Annotated in this window: 17 protein-coding genes and 1 tRNA gene; 11 read left to right on the forward strand and 7 right to left on the reverse strand. The window is 72.8% G+C overall.

Annotated elements, in window-relative coordinates; all coding sequences use genetic code 11:
- Positions 1 to 18 precede the first annotated feature (18 nt).
- From nirB to CFP65_RS12925, 9 genes are all read left to right on the forward strand, one after another.
- Entirely contained in the window at positions 19 to 2,571 is a 2,553-nt protein-coding gene (gene nirB, locus CFP65_RS12885; protein ID WP_104816227.1) for a nitrite reductase large subunit NirB, read from the forward strand.
- Positions 2,571 to 2,921, forward strand: a complete 351-nt coding sequence (gene nirD, locus CFP65_RS12890) for a nitrite reductase small subunit NirD (RefSeq protein WP_104816228.1) — start codon at positions 2,571 to 2,573, stop codon at positions 2,919 to 2,921. Before nirB ends, nirD begins: the two co-directional genes overlap by 1 nt.
- Before the next feature lie 70 nt (positions 2,922 to 2,991).
- Entirely contained in the window at positions 2,992 to 4,104 is a 1,113-nt protein-coding gene (locus CFP65_RS12895) for an MFS transporter (protein ID WP_254552369.1), read from the forward strand.
- Positions 4,101 to 6,401: a molybdopterin oxidoreductase family protein gene (locus CFP65_RS12900; protein ID WP_104816229.1), complete on the forward strand. Its 2,301-nt coding sequence runs from the start codon at positions 4,101 to 4,103 to the stop codon at positions 6,399 to 6,401. Before CFP65_RS12895 ends, CFP65_RS12900 begins: the two co-directional genes overlap by 4 nt.
- A gap of 5 nt (positions 6,402 to 6,406) precedes the next feature.
- Positions 6,407 to 7,021: a 4Fe-4S dicluster domain-containing protein gene (locus CFP65_RS12905; RefSeq protein WP_104816230.1), complete on the forward strand. Its 615-nt coding sequence runs from the start codon at positions 6,407 to 6,409 to the stop codon at positions 7,019 to 7,021.
- Positions 7,022 to 7,155: 134 nt separating this feature from the next.
- Positions 7,156 to 7,725 carry a ubiquinol-cytochrome c reductase iron-sulfur subunit gene (locus CFP65_RS12910; protein ID WP_254552906.1) on the forward strand — a complete coding sequence of 190 codons (570 nt, stop codon included), beginning with the start codon at positions 7,156 to 7,158 and terminating at the stop codon, positions 7,723 to 7,725.
- A complete protein-coding gene (locus CFP65_RS12915; protein ID WP_104816232.1) occupies positions 7,722 to 8,093 on the forward strand; it encodes a DUF6755 family protein in 372 nt (123 codons plus the stop codon). Before CFP65_RS12910 ends, CFP65_RS12915 begins: the two co-directional genes overlap by 4 nt.
- Before the next feature lie 53 nt (positions 8,094 to 8,146).
- The gene (locus tag CFP65_RS12920) at positions 8,147 to 9,565 is read left to right on the forward strand and encodes a NarK family nitrate/nitrite MFS transporter (protein ID WP_104816233.1); all 1,419 of its coding nucleotides are present in this window, start codon (positions 8,147 to 8,149) and stop codon (positions 9,563 to 9,565) included.
- Between the two features lie 78 nt (positions 9,566 to 9,643).
- Positions 9,644 to 9,717 (forward strand) — tRNA-Lys (locus CFP65_RS12925).
- Positions 9,718 to 9,809: 92 nt separating this feature from the next.
- Here the strand turns inward: CFP65_RS12925 and CFP65_RS12930 are convergent.
- From CFP65_RS12930 to CFP65_RS40175, 3 genes are read right to left on the reverse strand one after another with little or no spacing between them, the layout of a single operon-like run.
- On the reverse strand, positions 9,810 to 11,165 hold the full coding sequence (locus tag CFP65_RS12930; RefSeq protein WP_104816234.1) for a hypothetical protein: 1,356 nt from the start codon (positions 11,163 to 11,165) through the stop codon (positions 9,810 to 9,812).
- Positions 11,146 to 11,490 carry a hypothetical protein gene (locus tag CFP65_RS12935; RefSeq protein WP_104816235.1) on the reverse strand — a complete coding sequence of 115 codons (345 nt, stop codon included), beginning with the start codon at positions 11,488 to 11,490 and terminating at the stop codon, positions 11,146 to 11,148. Before CFP65_RS12935 ends, CFP65_RS12930 begins: the two co-directional genes overlap by 20 nt.
- Positions 11,487 to 13,781 (reverse strand): lantibiotic dehydratase C-terminal domain-containing protein, encoded by a 2,295-nt coding sequence (locus CFP65_RS40175; protein WP_217368158.1) that lies wholly within the window; start codon positions 13,779 to 13,781, stop codon positions 11,487 to 11,489. The genes CFP65_RS12935 and CFP65_RS40175 overlap by 4 nt, the downstream gene beginning before the upstream one ends.
- 578 nt (positions 13,782 to 14,359) lie before the next feature.
- On the opposite strand from CFP65_RS40175, the gene CFP65_RS12945 reads away from it, so the two are divergent.
- Together CFP65_RS12945 and CFP65_RS12950 are read left to right on the forward strand one after the other, a co-directional pair.
- Entirely contained in the window at positions 14,360 to 15,142 is a 783-nt protein-coding gene (locus CFP65_RS12945; RefSeq protein WP_104816237.1) for a sensor histidine kinase, read from the forward strand.
- Positions 15,143 to 15,160: 18 nt separating this feature from the next.
- Complete coding sequence (locus CFP65_RS12950; RefSeq protein ID WP_104816238.1) at positions 15,161 to 15,766, forward strand: response regulator transcription factor; 606 nt, start codon at positions 15,161 to 15,163, stop codon at positions 15,764 to 15,766.
- A 127-nt stretch (positions 15,767 to 15,893) separates the two neighbouring features.
- On the opposite strand, the gene CFP65_RS12955 is transcribed toward CFP65_RS12950, so the two are convergent.
- The 4 genes from CFP65_RS12955 to CFP65_RS12970 all read right to left on the reverse strand — a co-directional run bounded on the left by CFP65_RS12955 (position 15,894) and on the right by CFP65_RS12970 (position 20,656).
- Positions 15,894 to 16,562, reverse strand: a complete 669-nt coding sequence (locus CFP65_RS12955; RefSeq protein ID WP_104816239.1) for a response regulator — start codon at positions 16,560 to 16,562, stop codon at positions 15,894 to 15,896.
- On the reverse strand, positions 16,562 to 17,788 hold the full coding sequence (locus tag CFP65_RS12960) for a sensor histidine kinase (protein ID WP_104816240.1): 1,227 nt from the start codon (positions 17,786 to 17,788) through the stop codon (positions 16,562 to 16,564). The genes CFP65_RS12955 and CFP65_RS12960 overlap by 1 nt, the downstream gene beginning before the upstream one ends.
- Positions 17,789 to 17,909: 121 nt before the next feature.
- The gene (locus CFP65_RS12965) at positions 17,910 to 20,234 is read right to left on the reverse strand and encodes a TOMM precursor leader peptide-binding protein (protein ID WP_104816241.1); all 2,325 of its coding nucleotides are present in this window, start codon (positions 20,232 to 20,234) and stop codon (positions 17,910 to 17,912) included.
- Positions 20,231 to 20,656: a hypothetical protein gene (locus tag CFP65_RS12970; RefSeq protein WP_158702155.1), complete on the reverse strand. Its 426-nt coding sequence runs from the start codon at positions 20,654 to 20,656 to the stop codon at positions 20,231 to 20,233. The genes CFP65_RS12965 and CFP65_RS12970 overlap by 4 nt, the downstream gene beginning before the upstream one ends.
- Positions 20,657 to 20,713 lie beyond the last annotated feature (57 nt).

Below are 20,713 nucleotides of genomic sequence, written 5' to 3' on the forward strand. Positions count from 1 at the left end.
ACCGGAGGAGCAGCCGTCATGACAGAGACCCTGGTCGTCGTCGGACACGGAATGGTGGGCCAGCGCCTGCTGGAAGCCATGGCCGAGCGCGGGGCCTTCACCGACAGACGCTGGCAGGCCGTGGTGCTCGCCGAGGAGACGACCCCCGCGTACGACAGGGTGCAGCTCTCGGCGAGCTTCACCGGCACCACGCCCGAGCAACTCACCATCGCCGAGCCGGAGTTCTTCACCGCCCACGGCATCGAGCTCTGCCTGGGCGAGCCGGCCGCCCGGATCGACACCAGCACCCGCACGGTCACCACCGCGCAGGGCCGCGCCGTCCGGTACGACGCCCTGGTGCTGGCCACCGGCTCGTACCCGTACGTGCCGCCGGTGCCCGGCGCCGACGCGGCGGGCTGCTTCACCTACCGCACGCTGGCCGACGTCGAGGCGATCACCGCCCACGCGGCCGGGGCGAGCACGGGCGTGGTGGTCGGCGGCGGGCTGCTCGGCCTGGAGGCGGCCGGGGCCCTGCGCAGCCTGGGGCTGCGCACCAGCGTGGTCGAGTTCGCACCCCGGCTGATGCCGCTGCAGGTGGACGAGGGCGGGGCCGCCGCACTGCGGGCCACCATCGAGCGGATGAGCGTCTCGGTGCACACCGGGGTCGGCGCCGCCGAGGTGGAGCGCGACGAGGCCGGGGCCGTCCGGCGGCTGCGGCTGAGCGACGGCAGCAGCGTCGAGGCGGAGCTGGTGGTGTTCTCGGCGGGCGTCCGCCCGAGGGACGGACTCGCCCGTGCGGCCGGCCTGCTGGTGGGCGACCACGGCGGGGTCGCGGTGGACCGGTACTGCCGCACCACCGACCCGGCGGTGTACGCGATCGGCGAGTGCGCGCAGACCTGCGACGGCAAGGTGTACGGCCTGGTGGCCCCGGGTTACCAGATGGCCGAGACGGTGGCCGCGCGGCTCTGCGGCGACCGGGAGTCGGCCTTCACCGGCGCGGACACCGACACCAAGCTCAAGCTGCTCGGCGCCGACGTGGCCAGCTTCGGCGACCCGTTCGGCGAGGACGAGCACACCGTCCGGGTGCTGTTCTCCGACTCCCGCGCGGGCGTCTACAAGAAGCTGGTGCTGGGCGCGGACGGCCGGCTGATCGGCGGCATCCTGGTCGGCGACGCCGCCGCCTACGGCTCGCTGCGACCGCACGCGGGCAGCGAACTCCCGCTGCCGGCAAGCCCGGAGAGCTTCCTGCTGCCCGCCGGCGGCGAACCGCTGCCCGGCGCCGACCTCCTGCCGGAGGAGGCGGCGGTCTGCAGCTGTCACAACGTGACCAAGGGCGCCGTCCACCGGGCGGTGGCCGAACACGGGCTGACCGACCTGGCCGGGGTCAAGCGCTGCACCAAGGCCGGCACCGGCTGCGGCGGCTGCGCGGGCACCCTCCAACAGCTGCTCGACGGCCTCGGGGTCGAGCAACTCCCGGGCCTGTGCGAGCACTTCGCATTCTCCCGGAGCGAGCTCTACCAGCGGATCGCCACCGAGCGGCTGACCTCCTTCGAGCAGATCGCCGCCCGCCACGGCAGCGGCGACGGCTGCGCCGTCTGCAAGCCGGTGGTGGCCAACATCCTGGCCACCCTCTCCCCCGAACTGGGCCTGGCCCATGTGCTCGACCCCGGGCAGGCCGGGCTCCAGGACAGCAACGACCGCTACCTGGCCAACCTGCAGAAGGACGGCAGCTATTCGGTGGTGCCGCGCATCCCGGGCGGCGAACTCACCGCCGAGCAGCTGATCGTGATCGGCGAGGTGGCCCGCGACTTCGGGCTCTACACCAAGCTGACCGGCGGCCAGCGGATCGACCTGTTCGGCGCCCGGGCCGATCAACTGCCTGCAATCTGGCGGCGGTTGGTGGCGGCCGGGTTCGAATCCGGGCACGCCTACGGCAAGTCGCTGCGCACCGTGAAGTCCTGCGTGGGCAGCCGCTGGTGCCGGTTCGGCCAGGGCGATTCGGTGCAGCTGGCGATCGACCTGGAGCTGCGCTACCGGGGGCTGCGCACCCCGCACAAGATCAAGGGCGGGGTCTCCGGCTGCCTGCGCGAGTGCGCCGAGGCCCGCGGCAAGGACCTCGGGGTGATCGCCACCGCCAACGGCTGGAACCTCTACGTCGGCGGCAACGGCGGCACCACCCCGCGCCACGCCGACCTGCTGGCCGCCGACCTGAGCACCGAGGAGCTGATCCGGCTCACCGACCGCTTCCTGATGCACTACGTGCGCACCGCCGAGCGGCTGGAGCGCACCGCCGCCTGGATCGAGCGGGTCGGCCTGGAGTCGGTGCGGCGGGTGGTGGTCGAGGACGCCGAGGGCACCGCCGCCGAGCTGGAGGCCCAGCTGGCCCGCCACGTCGCGGCCTACCGCGACGAGTGGGAGGCCGTGCTGGCCGACCCAGCCCGGCTGCGCCGCTTCGCCCCCTTCGTGAACGCCCCCGCCGACATCGCCTTCACCGACCCCACTTCCGCCGACCCCACTTCCGCCGACCCCACTTCCGCCGACGGCGCCCCGGCCGCCGCCACCCCGTCCACCCCCGAACTCCAGGAGAGCTGATGCGCACCACCGACCTCGTCCAGCTCCGCACCCCCACCGACGGCTGGGTCACCGTCTGCCGCTACGCGGCGCTCGAACCGGCCTGCGGGGTGACCGCCCTGCTCCCGGACGGCGGCCAGGCCGCGGTCTTCCGGCTGCCCTCCGGCGAGGTGCTGGCCGTCGGCAACCGCGACCCGTTCTCCGGTGCCGGCGTGATCGCCGACGGCATCACCGGCAGCGTGGACGGCGTGCCGATCGTCGCCTCCCCGATGCACAAGCAGACCTTCGACCTGCGCACCGGCCACTGCCTGGACGACCCCGAGCGGGCCCTGCCCAGCTACCCGACCCGCCTGGTCGCCCCGGCCGGCTGACCAGGTGACCCTTCACCCGGACGGCCCGTCCGGAGCGCGGGCCCGACGGGCCGTCAGTAGCGTCCGGGCCATGGATCCGACCACCCCCACCGACGCGCTCGGCGCCGATGAGACCCTCGGCGCCGGGCCGCCGGAGGCCCCGCCCACCCCGGGCCGCTCCGTCGCCACCAGGGCGAGCCTGTGTGCTGCCGGGGTGGCGGCGCTGCTGCTGGTGGCCATCGTGCTCGGCAGCCGGGGCCTGCGGGACTTCGACTCCGCCCTGGTGCCCTACACCGTGGCCACCGTCTTCCTCGCCTTCGGCGTGACCTACCGGTACGTGGTGTGGATCTCCGCGCCCGGCGCCCGCCGGCTCTTCCGCCAGGGCTGGCGCACCGCCCTCTCCTGGCAGAACCTGCGCTCCACCCCCACCGCGCTGCCCCGGCTGGCCGTCACCTACCTGGGCTTCCAGAAGTTCCTCGGCGCCCGTTCGCACGCCCGCTGGGCCGCCCACCAGCTCATGTTCTGGGGCTGCCTGCTGGCCGCGGCCATCACCTTCCCGCTGACCTGGGGCTGGTTCACCTTCACCGCCTCCAGCGCCACCGGCCCCGGCTACGCGATGCGGATCTGGGGCTTCAAGGTGCTCGGCTTCGACTCCGGCAGCTTCTTCGGCTGGGCCATGTACCACGGCCTCGACCTCGCCGCCGTGCTGGTCATCGCGGGCGCCGGCTACTTCCTCTGGCGCCGCACCCGCGACCGCGAGGCGATCACCGGCCAGCGCTTCGGCTACGACTTCCTGCCGCTGCTCGCCCTGATCACCATCTCGGTCACCGGCCTGCTGCTCACCTTCTCCACCGTCGCCCTGCACGGCGGCGGCTACGAGTTCCTCGCCCTGCTGCACATGGCCTCGGTGGTGTTCACCCTGGTCTACCTGCCCTTCGGCAAGTTCTTCCACATCGTGCAGCGCCCGGCCGCCGTCGGCATGCAGCTCTTCAAGTACGTCTCCCGGCGCGGCCCGGAGGCCGAGGTGCGGGTCTGCCGCCGCTGCTCCGAGCCGATCGACACCGCCGCCTACGTGGACAACCTCCGCGCCACCATGCGCGACCTGCGGCTCGACTTCGACGAGTGGGCCGAGTACTGCCCGCGCTGCAAGCGGGCGCTGCGCGGCAGCGCCTACCTCTCCCAGGTGAAGCGAGGCTTCAAGTGAGTGACCGGTTCGACCGGGTCGACCCGGTGATCGCCCCGCCCGGCACCCGGCGCTTCCGCGACGCGGGCGGCCTGCCCGCCGACCGCTGGCGGGCCGACCAGACCGGCGAGCGCCTGGTGCCCACCCACTGCTGCTTCTGCGGCGTGCAGTGCGGGATGTACCTGCGGGTCAACGGGGCCGGCCAGGTCTTCGGCGTCGAGCCGCGCAACCACGACATCAACCGGATGCGGCTCTGCCCCAAGGGCATCAACGCCTACCAGCAGGTCAACCACCCCGACCGGCTCACCGCCCCGCTGCTGCGCCGCACCCGCACCGAGCCGTTCCGCGAGGTGACCTGGGAGGAGGCGCTCTCCTACACCGTCTCGGAGATCCGCCGGATCCAGGGCGAGCACGGCGCGGACTCCTTTGGGCTGCTCGGCGGGGCCAGCCTCTTCTCGGAGAAGACCTACCTCGTGGGCAAGTTCGCCCGCGTGGCACTGAAGACCCGGCACGTGGACTACAACGGACGGCTCTGCATGGTCAGCGCGGCCGGGGCCAACAAGCTGGCCTTCGGCATCGACCGGGCCGGCAACCCGTTCTCGGACATCCTGCAGACCGACTGCCTGCTGATCGCCGGCTCCAACGTCGGCGAGTGCTTCCCGGTGATGACCCAGTACGTCTGGGGCGCCCGGGACCGCGGCGCCAAGCTGATCGTGGTCGACCCGCGCGAGACGGCGGTGGCCCGGACGGCCGACGTGCACGTGGCGCTCAAGTCCGGCACCGACTCGGTGTTCTTCAACGCGCTGCTGAACGTGGTGATCGAGGACGGCCTGACCGACGAGGCGTTCATCGCCGCGCACACCACCGGCTGGGCCGAGGTCAAGCAGACCGTCAAGGCCTACCCGCCCAGCCGGGCGGCCGAGGTCTGCGGCATCCCGGAATCCCAAGTCGTCCAGGTGGCAAGGATGTTCGCCACCGCACACCGGGCGATGGCCTGGCACGCGCGCGGCATCGAGCACCACACCCAGGGCGTGGAGAACTGCCTGAGCGTGATCAACCTCTGTGCCGCCACCGGCAATCTGGGCGAACCCGGCCGCGGCTACGGCACCATCACCGGCCAGGGCAACGGCCAGGGCGGCCGCGAGCACGGCCAGAAGTCCGACCTGCTGCCGGGCGGCCGCTCGATCAGCAACCCCGAGCACCGCCGGCAGATCGCCGAGATCTGGGGCATCGAGGAGGCCGAACTCCCGAAGGCCGGCACCTCGATGATGGAGATGGTCTGGCAGATGCAGCGCCGCGAGATCCGCGGCCTGATCGGCCTGTGCAACAACCCCTTCGTCTCACTGCCCAACTACGCGACGGTGAAGGACGGTTACGACACCCTGGAGTTCCACGCCCAGCTGGACTTCTTCCTCTCCGAGACCGCCGCCAACGCCCACGTGGTCTTCCCGGTCACCACCTGGGCCGAGGACGAGGGCGTGATGGCCAACGCCGAGGCCCGGGTGGTCAAGCACAACAAGGCCCAGGAGCCCCCGCCGGGCGTGCGCACCGACACCTGGGTGCTCTGCGAACTGGCCCGCCGGCTCGGCGTCGGCGAGAAGTTCGACTTCCCCGGTTCGCGCGAGCTCTTCGACGAGCTGCGCCTCGCCTCGGCGGGCACGGTGAACGACTACTTCGGCATCACCTACGAGCGTCTGGAGCAGACCGGCGGCATCGCGTGGCCCTGTCCGACCCTCGAACACCCGGGCACGCCAAGGCTGTTCGAGGGCGGCAAGACGTACCACCCGGACGGCAAGGTGCACCTGCAGACCGTCGAGTGGCACCCGCCGGCCGACCCGTACAGCGAGGAGTACCCGATGACGCTGACCACGGGACGGACCGTGGCGCACTTCCTCTCCGGCAACCAGACCCGCCGGCTCGGCGCCCTGGTCGAGCAGACCCCGCGCCCCTGGGTCGAGGTGCACCCCTCGCACGGCTTCCGCAACGGCGACCCGGTCCGGGTGGTCACCCGGCGCGGCAGCCAGGTGCTGCCCGCCCTGGTCACCGAGGCGATCCGGGCCGACCACGTCTTCGTCCCGTACCACTGGCCCTACCCGGTGGCCGCCAACGCGCTCACCGTGGACGCGCTCGACCCGCGCTCGAAGATCCCCGAGTACAAGGTCTGCGCCGTCCGGATCGAGCGGGCCGCCTCGCTGGACGAAGTCCCCGCGCCGCCGACCCCACCGGGCCGCACGGCCTACCCGGAGGCCCAGGCCTCCCGCACCGACCCGCTGCCGCCGACCTCCCCCCAGGGGCGCGGCACCGCCGAGAGGGGCTGAGGCCCGTGCTGGGCAGAACCATCTTCATCGACCCCGGCCGCTGCATCGGCTGCCAGGCCTGCGTCTCGGCCTGCCGGGAGTGCGACTCGCACCGGGGCAAGTCGATGATCCACCTCGACTACCCCGACGAGGGCCACTCGGTGGCCTCGCTCCCCTCGGTCTGCATGCACTGCGAGGACCCGGTGGCCCCCTGCGCCGAGGTCTGCCCGGCGGACGCCATCCTGATCACCGCCGACGGGGTGGTGCAGCAGGCCGACGCCACCCGGTGCATCGGCTGCGCCAACTGCGTCAACGCCTGCCCCTTCGGCATCCCCAAGATCGACCTGGACGCCAAGCTCCAGATGAAGTGCAACCTCTGCTACGACCGCACCGCCTACGGCCTGGCCCCGATGTGCGCGACGGTCTGCCCGACCGGGGCCCTCTTCTACGGCACCCTGGAGGAGCTCCAGGCCGAACGCCCCGGCGTGGACGTCTCCACCGCCTTCGCCTTCGGCCCGGTGACCGTCCACACCGGGGTCGCCATGGTGGTGCCCGCCGAGCAGCGCACCAGCGTCCCCGGCGGCCTCCCGATCATCGAGGTCAACGGGCGCCCCACGCCCGGGAACGGAGCCCCCGCGTGAACGGCGCACCACCCTCGGACACTCCGGACGGGCTCCCCGGACTCCCCGGACTCCCTCACGAGCATGCCGAACTCCCCCTCGGGAATGTCGGACTCCCGCTCGGTGATGCCGGACTCCCGCCCGACCAGGCCGCGTTGGTCGACCGGATCAGCGCCGATTCGCTGACCACCCGGCGGGACTACCTGCGGATCGTGGCCACCGTCTCCGGCGGCCTGGTGGTCGGCTCCACCATGGTCGCGGCCGGGGTGCTGCACCGGCACGGCGACGGCAGCGCGCCGCCGCTCCGGGTGGCCGAGAAGCTGCCCCCGGGTGAGGCCGTGGCCTTCAACTACCCCGGCGAGCACGACCGGGCGATGGCCATCCGGCTGGCCGACGGCACCCTGGTCGGCTACTCCACCGTCTGCACCCACCTGGCCTGCGGGGTGCTCTGGCGCAAGGAGCGCGGCACCGAGGGCGAGCTCTACTGCCCGTGCCACGAAGGCGTGTTCAGCGCCCGGACCGGCGAGGTGACGGCCGGCCCGCCGCCCCGCCCGCTCCCCCGGGTGGTCATGGTCGAGGACGGCCGGGGCGCCGTCTGGGCGATCGGCACCGCCCGCTCCGGCGAGAGCGACGAGAGCGGCCTCTGCCGCCAACTGAACGACCGCGACCCAGACTTGGCGGCCCGGGCCGGCTGCAACGCGATCCGCCGCGGCGGTGCGTCGTGACCACTCCGGATCCGGTGCACTTCCCGCCCGACTACCACCCCGGCAGCGACGAACCCCGGCTCAACCGCCCACTGTCCGACCGCTACCCGCAGATCCGCTCCACCAGCGGCTACGGCGACCCGCGGATCCGCCACACCGGGCCGGGCCTGGGCGCCGGCGGCGAGCACGAACCCGAGCGCTCGGCCGTCCTGACCGCCAGGGTGCTGCTGGTCATCACCATCGTGATCGGCCAGCTCTGGGCGCTGACCGTGGCCACCAACGCCTGGATGAAGGGCGACACCAGCACCGCCTGGTGGTGCACCGGCTTCTCGGCGGCCTCCTTCCTGGTCGTCCTGCTGGCCTGGTGGATCTCCCCCCGCGACCGCTGACTCCACCCGCATTCCTGGCACCACCCGCCGAACTCCTACCGAGGCAGGCCGAGTTGAGCACCACCGAAGAGAAGGCCCCCGACCACCGCCGGGAGAACTACGGCCCCGGCCGGACGATCTCCACCTGGGAGCCGGAGGACCCGGGCTTCTGGGCCGCCACCGGCAGCAAGGTCGCCAACCGCAACCTCTGGGTCTCCGTGCCCGCCCTGCTGCTCGCCTTCGTGGTCTGGCAGGTCTGGTCGGTGACGGTCGTCCAGCTGAGCAAGGTGGGCTTCACCTTCAGTGAGTCGCAGAAGTTCTGGCTCACCGCCATCCCGGGCCTGACCGGCGGCACCTTCCGGCTCGTCTACACCTTCGTCGGCCCGGTGGTCGGCCAGCGGCGCTGGACCACCTTCAGCACGATCATCCTGATCGGGCCGCTGCTCTGGCTGGGCTTCGCGGTGCAGGACACCTCGACCCCGTACTGGGTGATGGTGGTGATCGCGGCCCTCTGCGGCATCGGCGGCGCCAACTTCGCCTCCTCGATGGTCAACATCGGCTTCTTCTACCCCAAGGCCCGGAAGGGCAACGCCAACGGCATCAACGGCGGCCTGGGCAACCTGGGTGTCAGCGTGGTCCAGCTGGTGGCCCCGATCGTGATCACCGCGGGCATCCTCGGCCCGCCGGCCGGCGGGCCGCAGAAGCAGAAGGACGGCACCGAGGTCTGGCTGCAGAACGGCGCCTTCCTCTGGATCCCGCTGCTGGTGGTGATGACGCTGGCCGCCTGGTTCCTGATGAACGACCTCAAGGTGGCCGCCGCCCCGTTCAGCCGCCAGAAGATCATCTTCCAGCGGAAGCACAACTGGCTGATGACCGTGCTCTACGTGGGCACCTTCGGCTCCTTCATCGGCTTCGCCTCCGCCCTCCCGAACCTCATCAACAACACCTTCACCCCGATCAACTCCGCCTACTCCGCCACCAAGTACGCCTGGGTCGGCCCCTTCATCGGCGCCCTCACCCGCTGGCTCGGCGGCTGGCTCGGCGACAAGGTCGGCGGCGCCCGGTGCACGATGATCTCCTTCGTCGGCATGGCCGCCTCGATCATCGTGGTGATCAACGCGCTCCCCTCCGGCGGCGACAACGGCAACTTCTGGGTCTTCTACGCCGGCTTCCTCTGTGCCTTCCTCTTCTCCGGCATCGGCAACGGCTCCACCTTCCGCCAGATCCCGGTGATCTTCCTCAACCAGCACCGCACCGCCGCCGGCCCCGACCCGCAGGCCCAGGAGGAGGCCCGCCACCAAGCCGAGATGGAGGCCGGCGCCGTCACCGGCTTCTCCTCGGCGATCGCCGCCTACGGCTTCTTCTTCATCCCCGCGATGTTCGCGCTCTTCCCCGTCACCAGCTCGCTCTGGGTCTTCGTCGCCTTCTACGTGGTCTGCCTGGGCGTCTGCTGGTGGTTCTACGCCCGCCCGGGCGCCGAGGCCCCCAGCTGACCTCGGTCACCTTCCGTGCTGACCCGGTGACGATTCGGAGATCCAGCCGAAGTCGCGTACAGTCTTCCAGGTCAGCAGGCGCCGCTAGCTCAGTTGGTTAGAGCAGCTGACTCTTAATCAGCGGGTCCGGGGTTCGAGTCCCTGGCGGCGCACAGACAGGCTGAAGGCCCTTCGCGAAAGCGAGGGGCCTTCAGTCGTTCCCGGCTTCGGTCGTTCCCGGGCCTCGGTCGTTACGAGCCCTGGGTCAGTCGGCGTGGTGGCAGCTGTAGGCCTTCGTCCGGCCGGCGGCCGGGGTGTGCTCGACGATCAGGCCCGGACGGGCGCCACGCCCTATCCCCGCGCCGGTGTGCACCAGCTCGGCGACCACCAGCGCGGCCAGCAGATCCATGTCCACCGTGCTGCTCGCAAGCCCGGGCGCCCCGGCCACACAGGCGGACCGCCCGCGCCGATCGGCGTGGCAGACCACGCACTCGAGCTCGCCCTCCGGTGTCCACGGCCCAATCGACACCGTGCCGCCCCAGCTCAACACCGGCAGCCGGGCCCCGACGGCTCGGCCGGCAGCTCGGCCGGCGGCACCATTCTCGGCTTCGAGCCCCTCGGACCGATCCGCCACGGGCGGCGCCGCGCCGTCGACCAGCACCAGCAGCTGCTCGGCGCCCTCCTCCGTGGCGGGCCAGCCGAGCGCCAGCTCCCGGACCAGAGCCCGGGCCAGTGGTGAATCGCCGACCACCACCGGGCGGAGCTGCCGCCAGGCCGCGAGGGATTCGGCGCCGGAGCCGTGCCGCCGGGTGGTCGGAGCCCAACGGCCGCAGAAGCGGAGTGCCCCGGCGGTGACGTCGGTGTCCACGAAGGCGGTGCGCTGGGCCGCCGCCAACTCGGGGTCGGCCGTCTCCCAGAGGCCGAGCGTGTGCAACAGCTCCGCCTCGGCGGCCTCGGCCTCCCGCTGACCCAGCAGTATCTCGCCGAGCCGGGTGCCCGCCTCGCCGCTGAACCGCCAGGTGCGCGGGCCTCCGACCACCACCGAACCGCTCGAGTCGTACTGCACCCCGAGCCCGGCGGAGGGCCGCCCCTGCACGGCCGGGGAGAACTCCTCAGCCGCCGGCTCCGCCTCTTCCTCCGGCGGGAGCGGCAGCACACTGGGCCACCGCGGGGCCGGGACGGAGGGCGTCAGCCGGGGCGGGACCGTCGCCGACGGCGCGCCGCTGCCCGGCCGCTCCGCCGAACCGGGCTGGGCGGGCCGCGCCTGACTCGGTTCGGCGAAGCGTGTCCGGTGGGGGCCGGACACCGCCCGTAGGGCAGCGGGCGGGGTGGTGTCGCAGCGCGCGGCACCACCGGTGGTGGAGATGGTCTTGGTACCGGAAGCGCCCGGGGCAGCGGGCTTGGCACTGCCGGGAGCAGCGCCGCCCGGCTTCGCTGCCGACCTGGCGGCGGAGGGCTGCGCGGTGGGCTTGCTGACGGTGGGCTTGCTGACGGCGGACTTGGTCACGGCAGGCTTGGTCACGGCAGGCTGGGCCGGGGCGGGCTTCACCGGCGTGGCTGCGGGGGCCGTGGTGGTGGCAGCGCCGGCGGCCGTCAGGTGGTCAGCGGAGATCAGGGACACCGTGGCCTCCTCGCAGGCTCAATCCGTCCAGGTCGAAGGCGTACCACTCCCCCGGGGCACCGGTCAGCCGCCGGAGCAGGCCGGCCACCACGGCCGCGTGGTGCGGCAGGGCACCGGTCGGCACCGGAGCCGCCTCCTCGACCAGCGCCACGTCACCGGCCAGCAGCCAGCCGGCCCGCTCGACCACCGCGTGCCGGGCCTCGGCCCGCCGCTCCCGGTCGACGAAGCAGTGCCCGGCGGCGCGCTCGACCAGCAGGGCGCGCAGATCGGGGTTCGGCACCACCACGGTGGCGGTGGGCCTGGCGGTGGGCCGGATGGTGATCATGCGGCCGCCCCCAGGGCCACCAGGCACAGCGGCTGAGTCGGCCGACCACCGCCGCCCGAGGCGAGCGCCAGCTCGTCGTACCCGCCGCAGACCGTGACGGCCCGCAGCTCCAGCGCGGCTGCGGTGAGCAGCAGGCTCTGTGTCAGCCGGCCGGCCTCCAGCAGGGCCGAACGGGCTCCGCGCGGGCCGTACCGGAGGGTGCTCACCCCGGTCTCGGTGCCGAGCATCAGCAGGACCGGGGCCTGCTCCGCCGCCGTCGGCCGGTGCCAGGCCGGGCGCGGGGCCGCGTACGGCGCGGTGGAGAGCAGGGCTGCGGTGTCCACCGCCGGACGGGGCGAGAGCAGGTGCTCGCCCGGGAGGTAGCGGTAGCTGCCGGCGGGGATCCCGGACACCCGCCGGACCACTACATCGAGAAGGAGGGGGTGGGTGGTCGCTCCCACCCCCGACCGCTCCGGGCCGGGTGCTGCCGGCCCGGAGACGGCCCCGGCCGCGAGGCCGAGCAAAGTGGCCAGGCGGGCCGGGTCCAGCTCGCCTGTGCAGACCCCGGGCTCCCCGTCGGCCTCGCCGCCCGGGCCGCCCTGACCGGCGCCCCCGAGCAGCGCGAGCAGCTCGGGCAGGGCCGGGGCACCCATCAGCGCCACGTCCACCGCGGGGAGCGGGACGGGGCGGAGGCGGGGCGGGGCGGAACGGTGCGCGGGGCGGGGGACGGCGTGGAGCGGAACGGGGGTGAAGTGCTCGCCGGCCGCGTAGGTGTGGTCGGACTCTCCGGCGGCGGGCGGGACGGGGGCGTACGACCGGCGGCCGGCGACCACGGGGTGATCGAAGACCGGCCATTCGAAGACCGTGTGATCGAAGACCGGGCGGCGGGCCGGATCGGCCGGACGGTGGACCGGGCGGGGCGGGAAGGCCGAGTCGGTCTGGCGGTGGGCGGTGTCGGCCGCGCGGTGCGCGGTGCCGGCCGATCGGTGGGCGGTACCGGCCGCACCGTGCGCGATGTCGGCCGCACGGCGGGCGGTGTCGGCCCGGTCCTGCGGGTGGCCGGCTCGGGCCGGGCCGTCGACCAACGGGCGGTCGAGTGCGGGGCCGGAGATGGTCGGGCCGGAAACGGCCGGGCCGGCGGGCTCGCCCTCGGCGTGGGCGTGGGCGGTGTGCTCCGGAGCGGACCGGTGCGGGCGGGCGCCGAGGGACTCGCCGAGGGACTCCCGGTGCACCTTGACGGCCTTGAGGAACTCGCCGGTGGCCCGGGCGGTGCGGACCCCGGGGAGCGCCGGGCCGATCGGCTGGTCGAAGCTGGTCAGGGAGCCGGAGAGCGTCAGCCCGGCGAGCCAGGTGAGGAAGGACTCGTCGGCCACCGAGACGCCGAGCCGGTTGGCCAGCATGTGCCACTGGCCGGTCAGTGCGGGCCAGGGGCCGGACTCCTGGCCCCGGCCGGGCTCCGCAGCGCGGGCGCCGAGAGCGCCCGGGGTGCCAGGCATGCCGAGTGCACCGGGCGCACCGAGCACCTGCAGCCGGCGGGCGTAGTCGTGCACGGCGACGGCCCAGCGGCCGGCCAGCCCGGTGGGGCGGCCCGCCTCGGCGCGCAGCCGGGCGACCGTGGCCCGGAACCGCTCGGGCTGCTGCTCGTACTCCTGCTCCGCCCGGGCGCGGGCCGCCGGGACCTCCACCCGGGGGGCGCCGGGGCGGGCGGCGGCGGCCAGCGCGTACCGGCGCAGCGCGGTGCCGACGGTGGTCTCGTCGAAGCCGGCGTCGATCAGGCCGGCCACGTGGCCGGCCAGCAGGGTCAGGGCGGTGCCGGTGCGGGAGGCGCCGGCGATGATCGCGGGGAGGGCCTCGGCGGCGATCTCGCTGGAGAACTGGAACATGTCCTCCCCGAGCGGCATCGCCTCGGGGCCGCCGTACCGGGCCGTCTCCGGTCGGTAACCCGGGCGCAGCACGGTGCCGGTCGGCTGCCAGCCGATCGCCTCGGCGGAGCGCCGGGTGCCGGGCCGGAAGCCGCCGCTCTGGAGCGGGAAGGAGGGGAAGGGCTCGGTGCCGGGCAGTGTGCTCGTCCTGGCCGCCAGCCGCTCGGCCACCCCGTCCGCCAGCCCCGGGAGGGTGTCGCGCAGGCGCAGCCGGATGTGCGGGCCGCCCTCCCAGTACCGCAGGGCGAACCAGCCACTGGCCAGACCCGCGTCAGTGGCGCGGCGGCCTTCCTCGGCTGCCGCGAGGTACAGGTGGTCGGCGGTGCTGCGGTCGCCGTGCGCGAAGACGTGCAGCGACTCCCACTCGGGCGCGATCGTGGTGGTGGACATGGGGCTTCCTCTGGAACGGCACAGGAGCGGACCTCTAGACCTCCAGGTCCTGGCCGGCGAAGCCGATGCCGCGGGGGAGAACGGCATCCGGAGTGGTGACTGATCGCCACCCCTGACGGGAAATGACCCGACGGGGAATTCAGGAGATCAGGATCCGCTCCCTTCGATCGACCGGTGGCATATTTTTCGCACTCCATCTCCGCATTCGTCAACCTTTTGCGAAATAGACGTGACAACTGTCAGATGAGCCCGGTGACAGACCATCCAAACCTCATGGGGGACCCATGACAGTTGTCATGACACCCAGGGGCACCAGGGGCGATAACCTCCCTGCAGCACACCAGAGTTACCGCTAGCACCCGGAGCGTCATGACAACTGTAACGACGCATCAGCGACAAGTAACCCTGGGCGTCCGCATACCGGGCCGAATAGGATCGCAGCGGTTCCACCCGCCGACGCGTGCAGAACGGAGCATCGTCATGACGTCAACGACCCCAGCGCGCGCCGGGAGAAATTCATCGCGGCCCCCGAATTCCCCCAGCCCCCTGGCCTCCCACAGCCGACCCGGGCGGTGACAGTGGCACGTTACGCACTCTGGCCCTTCCGCCCCGCCCCTTCGGCCGCCCTCGCCGGTGCCGCCGCCTCCGGTGTCACTGCGGGCGGCGTCACCGCAGGCGGGGTCTCCACGGCCACCTCCCCCAGTCTGGCCGGGAAGCTCGATCAGACGGACCGTCGGCTGAGCGCGCTCAGCACCCGGCTCCGCGAGGTCCAGGCGGCCGGCGAGCACGCCCAGCTCTTCTCACTGGAGCACGAGTTGCGGGCCGCCCTGCACGAGGTGCGGTTCACCGCCCCGGGCTACCGCCCGGTGTCGCTCAGCGCCGCCCTGGTGCGGGCGGCCGACACCCTGCGCGCCGTGGGCATCGAGCTGGACATCGCCGCCGCTCTGGAGACGGCCTCCGCCTGGGTCGCTGGCGCGCCCGGCTGGAGCCCGCAGGCCTGTGACGCGCTGGGCTGGGTGCTGCGCGAGTGCACCGCCAACATCCTGCGGCACAGCACCGCCCACCGGGCCTGGATCTCGCTCTCGCCGACGGCCGACGGCCTCCGCCTCGCGATCGGCAACAACGGCGTCCCCCGGCGCCGCGGCGGCCCGGAGCGGAGCGGTTTCGGCGAGGAGCGTTCCGGCAGCCGGCACCGGCCCCTCGGGCCCGGTAGTGGGAGCGGTATCCCCAGTATGCTGGCCCAGGTCTCGGTGATGGGCGGCACCCTGCGGGTCGACCGTAGCGACTCCCGCTTCGAGCTCGTCGCGGTCGTGCCGACCACCCCCCGGTCGGGGGTGCGGGCGACGGCAGGGAGTGTCTGACGGAGAAGGGGGCGCCCAGTGATCACAGTGGTTCTGGCGGACGATCAGCGCATCATCGCCGACGCCTTGGGCCAGTTGCTGGCCCAGGAGGACGACATCGAGGTCCTCGCCGTGGTCGGCGACGGTGACCAGGCCCTCGCGGCGATCCGTCAGCACCGGCCCGCAGTGGCCCTGTTGGACATCGACATGCCCAAGCAGGACGGCCTCACCGTGACGGCCCAGGTCAAGCAGGAGCTGCCGCAGATCAAGGTGGTCATCCTGACCTCCTTCGGCCAGCCCGGCTATCTCACCCGCGCGCTCAACGCCCAGGCCGACGGCTTCCTCGCCAAGAACTCCCAGGTCGAGGAGATCATCGACACGGTCCGTCAGGTGGCCGCCGGCCGCCGGGTGATCGACCCGGCCCTCGCGGTCACGGCCCTGACCGCCGCGCCCAATCCGCTCACCGGCCGGGAGCGCGAGGTGTTGGAGGCCGCCGAGCACGGCGCCCCGCTCTCCGACGTGGCCTCCCGGCTGCACCTGGCCCACGGCACCATCCGCAACCACCTCTCGGCGGCCATGGCCAAGACCGGCACCCGCACCCGGGTCGAGGCCGCCAAGGCCGCCCGCGAGCGCGGCTGGCTCTGAGCGGCGGTCAGCGCGGTCAGGCCTGACCGTCCAGCCCGACCGAGCGGGGTCTGACGGAGTCCGGCCCGACCGGGTGGGGCCCGACCGGAGTCCGGCCCGACCGGGTGGGGCCCGACCGGAGTCCGGCCTAGGAGATCCAGCCCGCCTCGCGGGCGATCCGGATCGCGTCGATCCGGTTCCGACCGCCGACCTTGACCACGATCGAGGTCAGGTAGTTGCGCACCGTCCCCTCGGAGAGGTGCAGGGCCCGGGCGATCTCGCCGACCTCGGCTCCCGGCGAGGCCAGCTGGAGCACCTCGCCCTCACGCGCCGTCAGCGGGCTCTCCCGGCTCTCCCAGACCGACATCGCGAGCTGCGGGTCGATCACCCGCTGCCCGGCGGCCACCGAACGGACGGCCGCAGCCAACTGCTCCGGCAGCGCGTCCTTGAGCAGGTACCCGCTCACCTGGGCGTCCAGCGCCCGCCGCAGCGTGCCCGGTCGGCCGAGGCTGGTCAACATCAACGCCCGGCAGGACGGCAGCTGCTCGGCCAACTGCGCGGCGGCGGCGAGGCCGTCCATCCCGGGCAGGTCCACGTCCAGCACGGCCACGTCGGGCCGGTGCTCCAGGGCCGCGGGCAGGATCGCGTCCCCGCGGTCCACGTCCACCACGACCTCGATGTCCGGCTCCAGCTGGAGCAGCGCGATCAGCGCACCGCGCACCATGTGGGCATCCTCGGCCAGCAGTACGCGCAGCTTGCGCCCCTCGGCCTCCGGGGCCGCGGCGGTCTCGGGTACGGCGCTACCGGGCCGCACCATCAGACCGCCACCTTCCGGGAGAGCCTGCGCAGCGCTCTGAGCGGCTGGATGTCCAGCCCCACCGCCTCGGGCGCAGCCTCCACCGGGACGGTGGCCACCAGGTGGAACCGCCCGTCCGGGCGCAGCCCGGCGCTGAGCGTGCCGCCCATCGCGCGGACTCTCAGGGTCAGGTTGCCCAGGCCGCTGCCACCGTGCGGGTCGACGGTGGCCACGCCCGGATCCACGCCGTCGTTGACGACCGAGAGCTGGACGGTGTTGTCCTCCTGGACCGCCTCGATGGTGCAGGAGCGCACCCGGCTGTGCCGCAGCAGGTTGGTCATGCCCTCGCGCAGTACCGTCGCCAGCACGGTGTCCACCGCCGGCGGCAGCTCGCCCACCGAGACGGTCAGCGCGGCGTCCACCTCGGCGGCCCGCAGCACCTCCCGCGCCGATGCGCACTCCTGCACCAGCGACATCTCCCGGTACCCGCTGGCCACCAGCCGGACATCGGCCAGCGCCTGCCGCGAGATGTCCAGCACCTCGGACACCTCCTCGCGAGCCCGGTCCGGGCTGGCGGGGAGCAGACGGCGGATCAGCTCGCTCTTGAGCGAGATCGCGGAGAGGCTGTAGCCGAGCAGGTCGTGGAGATCGCGGGCGAATCGCAGCCGCTCGTTGGAGACGGCCATCCGGGCGAGTTCACCACGGGTCTCGTGCAGCACTGTGACGAGTTCCGCCAGTCGGGAGATCCCGTACACGACAAGACCGCTGAGCCAGGTGGACTGGCCCATATAGACCGTGTCCACCACGCTCATTCCGGCGATTCCGCCGTAGACCATCATGCTGAGACCGGTCAGGCCGTAAAGGGTCCAGGCCCAGCGGGCAGGCAGGATGAGCAGGAAGGATCCGGCCAGGAACGAGCCCATGCCTCCCCAGCCGCGGTGGAAGACGATGAGCGGCAGGAAAGTCAGCAGGGCCTGGCTCCCCAGGCTCAGGGTTTTGACCCGCACCGTCGCCTGGCGCATTCGAGGATTCGAATGGAGGAGCTGGAGCATGAAAATGACCAGCACCCCCACCATGCCGGCGATAATCGTCGGAATATCCCGAATGAAGGTCAGGATATTGAGGTAGGTAATGACGAGATAAGCCACGAGAACCGCGTAGAGCATCCCCCGGGCAAGCTTCGGAGCGAGCACCTCCGCCGTGTCCGCCAGACGCTGCGGCGGCTGGGCGGGCTGACCATCCCTCATACCGGCTCCCATGGGTCCTACTCGACTCCGGACGGAGCATATGACATCGACCCCGCTCAAGGAAAGGATGATATCTCTATCCTTTCCGCCCCCTGACCAGGGAACTCGGTGCGAGCTGCGGCTAGACAAAAAGCGGGATCGGATTGAGCTCCTCGAAGGGTGTGGCGCTCTTCACGCGGCCGAGGGCCAACGGCACGTCGTAGAGCCGGCCGGGGGCGAAGCGGGCCCAGAAGTGCCGCAGGCCCGGAACGATCACCCGGACCACCGGCAGGCCTATGTCCGGCCTGGTTTGGTCGAGCACCAACAGTTCGAGGCCATGGCGGCTGAGCAGCTGTATCGCGCCCTCGACGTCGTCTTTCAGGTCCGTGGTCCGCCGACACTCCCAGGCCTCCGGGCCGCGAGCGGGGACGCCCTCGTCCGACCGCAGGTACGGCTGGCGGGCCACCGTCGCGGTCCGCCACCAGGCGACCGCGGTGCGGTCCTGCACGGCGTACCCGCCGTCGCGGGCTGTGGCATCCGCCACAGCGGGAAGCAGTTGGTTCAGCTCCGTCAGCGCCCGGCGCAGCGCCACGGCCGGATCGAGGTGTGCACCGAACCCGAAGATCACGTCCTCGGCCGGCTGGTCCGTCCGGCGGGAGAGTGCCGCCATCACCGGGATGCCCAGGTCGGCGGTGAGGTCGAGCACCCAGACCTCGCGGCCCATCCCCCGGTGGCCCGCGCGCATGGCGGGCAGCCACGACTCGGTGGCCGCGAAGGCGTCCAGGTCCACGGCGGGCTGCCGGGTGCGGTTGTACCACCAGAGGGCGACGGCATCCCGCTCGACGAGCTCCAGGAAACCCTGCAGCACCGCATCCTCCAGGCTGGCCCCCGCCGCGTTGCCGTTGGAGTCGGCCACCGGCAACCCCTCGTCGGGGGCGGTGGCCGAGTAGTAGAGGAGCGAGGACGGCACCAACCGGCGCTCGCCGGCCGTGAGCGACCAGACCGGAGTCCAGTCCACCACGCGCTGCTCGTCGAACGGTTCGGGCACCTGCTGGAACGAGGAGTCGGCGTGCTCGGCGTTCCACTGGGCCCGGCCGGAGTGCTGGCGGTCGTGGAAGAGCTGGATCCGAGCCGGGTGGACCGCGGACTTGCCGAGCTCCCGGTAGCTGGCGCGCACCACCGGCTCGTCGCCGTGCCAGGATCCGCTGTAGCGCTCGACCGCCTCGCAGAGCGCACTCACCCGGGCCTCCTCGTCGGTCAGCCCCTTGCCGCCGGAGAGGGAGCGCAGGCCACTGCGCAGGCCGCCGAGCGTGCCGGGGGCCAGGGCCAGGTTGTGGCCCGAGAGGTAGCTGTGGGCGAACTCCGGGCTCCGCGGGTCACGGCGGAGCTCCCGGACCACCCCGGTGATCGGGTCGACGAGATGACCGTAGGCCGCCAGCATCTGCCCCGGGGTCAGCGCGCGGTGACCGTTGGCCGCACCGGGCGCCTTGGGCCGACTGGTGAGCACCACGGGCCGGCGGACCAGACGGGCCACCAGGGCGCCGTCACCGCACTCGGTGCACTGCGGGCGACGGGTGACGGGATGAGAGCTGCCGGCAAGGGTGAGGGTGTCGAGGGCGTACACGGCGTCCTGGCCTTCGTAGCGCAGGCCGCTCAACCACTTGGCGGCTTCCAGTACGGCGGTCTGCACCCCGATGGCGCGACCGGCGGCCAGCGAGGCCTCCGCGCGCGGAAGCGGCGCGCCGCCCGCGCCGGGCGGGCTCGCCGGAGCAACGGGCGGCTGACGGAGGTCGGCATGCAGGAGCGGAAGCTCGGAGCGGCGGTGACCACGCAGCCGGTTGGCGAGGCAGTGCCAGCAGGCGCTCTCCCCCGGCCGGAAGATCGGTCCGATCCACGGGTCCGGTCCGGTCGGACGAGCCAGCAGCCACGGTCGGCGGGCGGCACGCTGACGAGCGTCGATCTCGGCGAGCGCGGGATCGAGGTAGTCGTTGCAGAGCATCAGGGTGAGCGCGGCGGACCGGCCTTGGACGAGCCTGAGCCCGGAGTCACGGCAGGCCTGCTCGACGGCCTCCTGGTCGATCCCGCCGAGCGTCACCACCCGGATCCCGTCGCGGGCCAGGTCTGCTGCGGCCTGACCGCCGTTCAACCCCGCCAGGTCCCAGTAGGCCTCCGCCGCAGGATCGACGGTGTCCGTCCTGGTCCGCACCAGCCCGGTCTCGACGAGGGCCCGGAGCCCTTTGATCGCTTGGTCGGCTGAGAGCCGACCCGCGACGGCCGCGAGGATCTCGACTCCGGTGCGGGTGCCGTCCAGGAACGGCGCGAGGATCTCGACCTCCGGACCGCGCAGCGCGGTGACCGAGCGGGGCGAGACGAGGTAGGTCGCCTCGCCAGGCACCACGCGGACGCGCAGGTGCGCCTTGAAGCCGAGGCGCGCCTCGCCGGCCGCCCCGGCCCCGACCGCAGTCATGCGGCGCGCTCGACGCCCGGCGCCCCTTCGACGCGGTTGCAGAGGCAGAACATGGTCACCGTGTTCGGATCGGGCTCGTCCAGTTCCTCGATCACGAAGCCGACGCCGGTGCGGGCGGTCCCCTCCACTGTCCGCACCGGCGTTCTGCGACCCGCATCCCGGCGGACGGCCAGGACCGACGCGCCGGTGATGCCCAGGTCGTCGAGGAGCAGGTCCTCGAGGTCCTGGTCGAGCCGGTCCAGGTCGCGCGGGACCCGGCCGGTGATGCCCAGGTCGTCCAGCTGCGGGTCGTCGAGCGTCAGGACGCTCGAGGACCCCAGCTGTGCGGACAGGGCATCCAGCACGTCGGACGCATCAGGGGCATACCGATGTGTAGCCTTCGCCGCCCGGGCAGAGGCTGCGGTGGGCGTGTTGGCGTTCATATGTAAATCCCCCAGATGGCGGTGGCCTGTCGGGTAGCGGGCCGTTGTCTCTGTGCT

It is taken from the genome of Kitasatospora sp. MMS16-BH015 (assembly GCF_002943525.1).
GTDB lineage: Bacteria > Actinomycetota > Actinomycetes > Streptomycetales > Streptomycetaceae > Kitasatospora.